Annotated in this window: 3 protein-coding genes; all 3 read left to right on the top strand. The window is 66.5% G+C overall.

Annotated features, from left to right (window positions below; all coding sequences use genetic code 11):
* On the top strand, positions 1 to 526 hold a 526-nt coding region (locus DBR20_RS11325; RefSeq protein ID WP_108266241.1), incomplete at its 5' end, for a TetR/AcrR family transcriptional regulator.
* Between the two features lie 26 nt (positions 527 to 552).
* A complete protein-coding gene (locus DBR20_RS11320) occupies positions 553 to 2925 on the top strand; it encodes a 3-hydroxyacyl-CoA dehydrogenase/enoyl-CoA hydratase family protein (RefSeq protein ID WP_108266240.1) in 2373 nt (790 codons plus the stop codon).
* 103 nt (positions 2926 to 3028) lie between these two features.
* Positions 3029 to 4237: an acetyl-CoA C-acyltransferase gene (locus DBR20_RS11315; RefSeq protein WP_089240530.1), complete on the top strand. Its 1209-nt coding sequence runs from the start codon at positions 3029 to 3031 to the stop codon at positions 4235 to 4237.
* Positions 4238 to 4680 lie beyond the last annotated feature (443 nt).

The following is a 4680-nucleotide window of genomic DNA, read 5'->3' as shown; positions in this document are numbered from 1 at the left end:
CTTCGGCTCCAAGGAAAACCTGGTCAACGAGGTGTTCCGCCGCCGCATGGACGAGATGACCGGCGCCCGCCTGGCCCAGCTCGAGCGCGCCCGCAACGAACACCCCGGGCAACTGCGGCCGGTGCTGGCCGCCTTCGTCGAGCCGGCCCTGGCGCTGGCCCAGGATCGCCAGAACGGCGGCGCCTTCGTCCGCGTGATCGCCCGCGCCTACGCTGAAAAGAACGACAACCTGCGCAAGTTCCTGTCCGACCACTACGGCCACGTGCTGCGTGCGTTCGGCAAGGCCATCGCCGAATGCGTGCCGGACCTGAGCAAGGAAGAGCTCTATTGGCGCCTGGATTTCCTGGCCGGCTCGCTGACCTATGCCATGGCCGATTTCGGGCTGATCAAGCGACCCGCCGGTGTCACCGAAACGGCGCATCGTGCCCATGCCGCCCACGAACTGATCCATTTCGCCGAGGCCGGATTCCGCGCCGCCGCCCGCAGCGGCAGCGCCCTGCCCGCCTCCATTGATTCCACCCAGTAACTGCTGACCAACAAAGGCCCTACACCATGTCCAATTCCCTGCTAGTCCGCCGCGCCGCCGTGCTGGGTGCCGGCGTCATGGGTGCCCAGATCGCCGCCCACCTCACCAATGCCGGCGTCGACACCGTGCTGTTCGACCTGCCCGCAAAGGAAGGTCCGGCCGATGGCATCGTGCTGAAGTCGATCGCCAATCTCGGCAAGCTGAGCCCGGCACCGCTGGCCAGCAAGTCGCTGGCCGAAGCCATCACCCCGGCCAACTACGAGACCGGCCTGGAACAGTTGAAGGACTGCGACCTGATCATCGAGGCCATCGCCGAGCGCATGGACTGGAAGCAGGACCTGTACAAGAAGATCGCGCCGTTCGTGGCCGACCACGCCGTGCTGGCCTCCAACACCTCGGGCCTGGGCATCAACAAGCTGGCCGACGTGCTGCCGGAACAGCTGCGCCACCGCTTCTGCGGCGTGCACTTCTTCAACCCGCCGCGCTACATGCACCTGGCCGAGCTGATTCCGGCCACCACCACCGACGCCAGCGTGCTGGAAGGCCTGGAAACCTTCCTGGTCACCACCCTGGGCAAGGGCGTGGTTTACGCCAAGGACACCCCGAACTTCATCGGCAACCGCATCGGCGTGTTCTCGATCCTGTCCACCATCCACCACACCCAGCAGTTCGGCCTGGGCTTTGACGAAGTGGACGGCCTGACCGGCCCGCTGGTCGGCCGCCCGAAGTCTGCCACCTACCGCACCTCCGACGTGGTCGGCCTGGACACCATGGCCCACGTCATCAAGACCATGGGCGATACCCTGCCGAACGACCCGTGGCATGAGTTCTTCAAGTCGCCGAAGTGGCTGGATGCGCTGATTTCCAAGGGCGCACTGGGCCAGAAGACCGGCGCGGGCATCTTCCGCAAGGTCGGCAAGGACATCGTGGTGCTGGACCTGGAAAAGCAGGACTACCGTCCGGCTGACCGCACCGCCGCACCGGAAGTGGTCGAGATCCTGAAGATCAAGAACCCGGCCGAGAAGTTCGCCAAGCTGCGCGAGAGCCAGCATCCGCAGGCGCAGTTCCTGTGGGCGACCTTCCGCGATCTGTTCCACTACAGCGCCTACCACCTGGCCGACATCGCCGAGACCGCGCGCGACGTCGACCTGGCCATCCGCTGGGGCTACGGCTGGTCGCTGGGCCCGTTCGAGACCTGGCAGGCCGCCGGCTGGAAGCAGGTCGCGCAGTGGATCGCCGATGACATCGTCGCCGGCAAGAGCATGAGCAACGCCCCGCTGCCCGATTGGGTGTTCGATGGCCGCGACGGCGTGCACGCCGCCGAGGGCAGCTACAGCCCGTCGCGCAACGCCAAGCTGCCGCGTTCGTCGCTGCCGGTGTACCAGCGCCAGCGCTTCCCGGATCCGCTGCTGGGCGAAAAGTTCGCGCCGGGCGAGACCGTGTTCGAGAACGACGGCCTGCGCATGTGGCACGACGGTGATGGCATCGCCGTGGTCAGCTTCAAGACCAAGATGAACACCGTGTCCGACCACGTGCTGGACGGCCTGCAGGAGTGCGTCACGCGCGCCGAGAAGGACTTCCAGGGCCTGGTGATCTGGCAGCAGAAGGAGCCCTTCTCCGCCGGTGCCGACCTGGCCGGTGCCCTCGGCCTGCTGCAGGCCGGCAAGGTCGACCAGTTCGAGGAAATGGTGCACAACTTCCAGCGCACCAGCCAGCGCATCAAGTACTCGCTGGTGCCGGTGGTGGCTGCGGTGCGCGGCCTGGCCCTGGGTGGCGGTTGCGAGTTCCAGATGCACAGCGCCAAGACCGTGGCCTTCCTGGAAAGCTACATCGGCCTGGTCGAGGCCGGCGTCGGCCTGCTGCCGGCCGGTGGTGGCCTGAAGGAACTGGCCGTGCGCGCGTCGCAGGCCGCAGGCCCGGGCGGTGACGTGTTCGCCGAACTGAAGAAGACCTTCGAGACCGTGGCGATGGCCAAGGTGTCCAACTCGGCGGTCAACGCCCAGGAACTGGGCCTGCTGCGCAGCACCGACAAGGTGGTGTTCAACAGCTACGAAGCGCTGTACATCGCCAAGGCCGAAGCACGTGCGCTGGCCGAAGCGGGCTACCGTCCGCCGCTGCCGGCACGCCGCATCCAGGTGGCCGGCGACGTCGGCATCGCGACCTTCAAGATGATGCTGGTCAACATGCTGGAAGGCCGCTTCATCAGCCCGTACGACTACGAGATCGCCGAGCGCATCGCCACCGTGCTGTGCGGCGGCAAGGTCGACCGCGGCACCCTGGTCGACGAAGAGTGGCTGCTGACCCTGGAGCGCAAGCACTTCGTCGAACTGGCCCAGCAGGAAAAGACCCAGGCCCGCATCGCGCACATGCTGAAGACCGGCAAGCCGCTGCGTAATTGATTGATGGTGGGTGCCGCCCCTGATTCGGGGCGGCACCGTCCCCTGCTTCTGGTAGGTGTCGACCTTGGTCGGCACGCCGGTAAAAACTCAAGAGATCACTGCAATGACCAAGCAAATCCAGGACGCCTACATCGTCGCCGCCACCCGCACCCCGGTTGGCAAGGCGCCCAAGGGCATGTTCCGCAACACCCGCCCCGATGACATGCTCGCCCATGTGCTGCGCAGCGTCGTCGCGCAGGCGCCGGGCGTGGACGTCAACCGCATCGATGACGCGATCATCGGCTGCGCGATGCCGGAAGCCGAGCAGGGCATGAACGTCGCCCGCATCGGCGTGCTGCTGGCCGGCTTGCCGAATACCATCGCCGCGCAGACCGTAAACCGCTTCTGCTCCTCCGGCCTGCAGGCCGTGGCGCAGGCGGCCGACGCCATCCGCCTCGGCAATGCCGACCTGATGCTGGCCGGCGGCACCGAATCGATGTCGATGGTGCCGATGATGGGCAACAAGATCGCGATGGCCCCGAGCGTGTTCGACAACGACCACGTCGCCATCGCCTACGGCATGGGCATCACCGCCGAGAAGGTCGCTGAAGAGTGGAAGGTCTCGCGCGAAGACCAGGACGCGTTCGCCCTGGCCTCGCACCAGAAGGCCATGGCCGCCATCCAGAATGGCGACTTCAAGGACGAGATCAGCCCGTACGAGATCGTCTCGCACCAGCCCGACCTGGCCGACGGCAAGCGCATCATCACCCGCAACAAGGTCGCCGACACCGACGAAGGCCCGCGTCCGGATTCCTCCGCTGAAGGCCTGGCCAAGCTGCGCCCGGTGTTCCGCAACGGCCAGTTCGGCGGCACCGTCACTGCCGGCAACTCCTCGCAGATGAGCGATGGCGCCGGCGCGGTGCTGCTGGCGTCGGAACAGGCGATCAAGGATTACGGCCTGACCCCGCTGGCCCGTTTCGTCAGCTTCTCGGTGGCCGGTGTGCGCCCGGAAGTGATGGGCATCGGCCCGATCGCCGCGATTCCGAAGGCGCTGAAGCAGGCCGGCCTGACCCAGGACCAGCTGGACTGGATCGAGCTCAACGAAGCCTTCGCGGCACAGTCGCTGGCGGTGATCCGCGATTGCGGCCTGGACCCGAGCAAGGTCAACCCGCTGGGCGGCGCGATCGCCCTGGGCCACCCGCTGGGTGCGACCGGTGCGATCCGCACCGCGACCCTGCTGCACGGCCTGCGTCGTCGCCAGCAGAAGTACGGCATGGTGACGATGTGCATCGGCACCGGCATGGGCGCAGCCGGCATTTTCGAGGCGCTGTAAGGTTCAGAGCGTTGCCGGCGGACGTGTCGGTGTATTGAAGGGGCCCGGGTGGGTGAGACTGCCCGGGACACGCCGCAAGTACATCCCTGTAGGCTTGGCAGCGGCATCCATGCCGCTGACAGTCCCGGTCAGCCTCACCCACCCGGACCACCCAACATTCCGCGCGGCGGAGGGGTGAGCAAAGGCAGTAGATCCACGCCATGCGTGGATGCTTTCGGCCTTGGGGTCAGAGCCCTTTGCTACGCAAAGGGATCCGACCCCGACCCACGAAAAAAGGCAGCCAATGGCTGCCTTTCTGCTTTTGCTTCTGCCGTTGATTCCGCCCTACCCGTCCGCGCCCGCAGGAAACCTGACAGGCGGGACGGGTGGGCCTTTGCAGGACCGTTGGCGCCATGGATGGCGCCATCGAGCCCCCATGGACGGGTTTACGGCGTGTCCTGCAA

This window comes from Stenotrophomonas sp. HMWF023, assembly GCF_003060985.1.
Lineage (GTDB): Bacteria > Pseudomonadota > Gammaproteobacteria > Xanthomonadales > Xanthomonadaceae > Stenotrophomonas > Stenotrophomonas lactitubi.
Note: the sequence above shows the minus strand (reverse complement) of the source record. Positions and strands in the feature narration are given on the sequence as shown.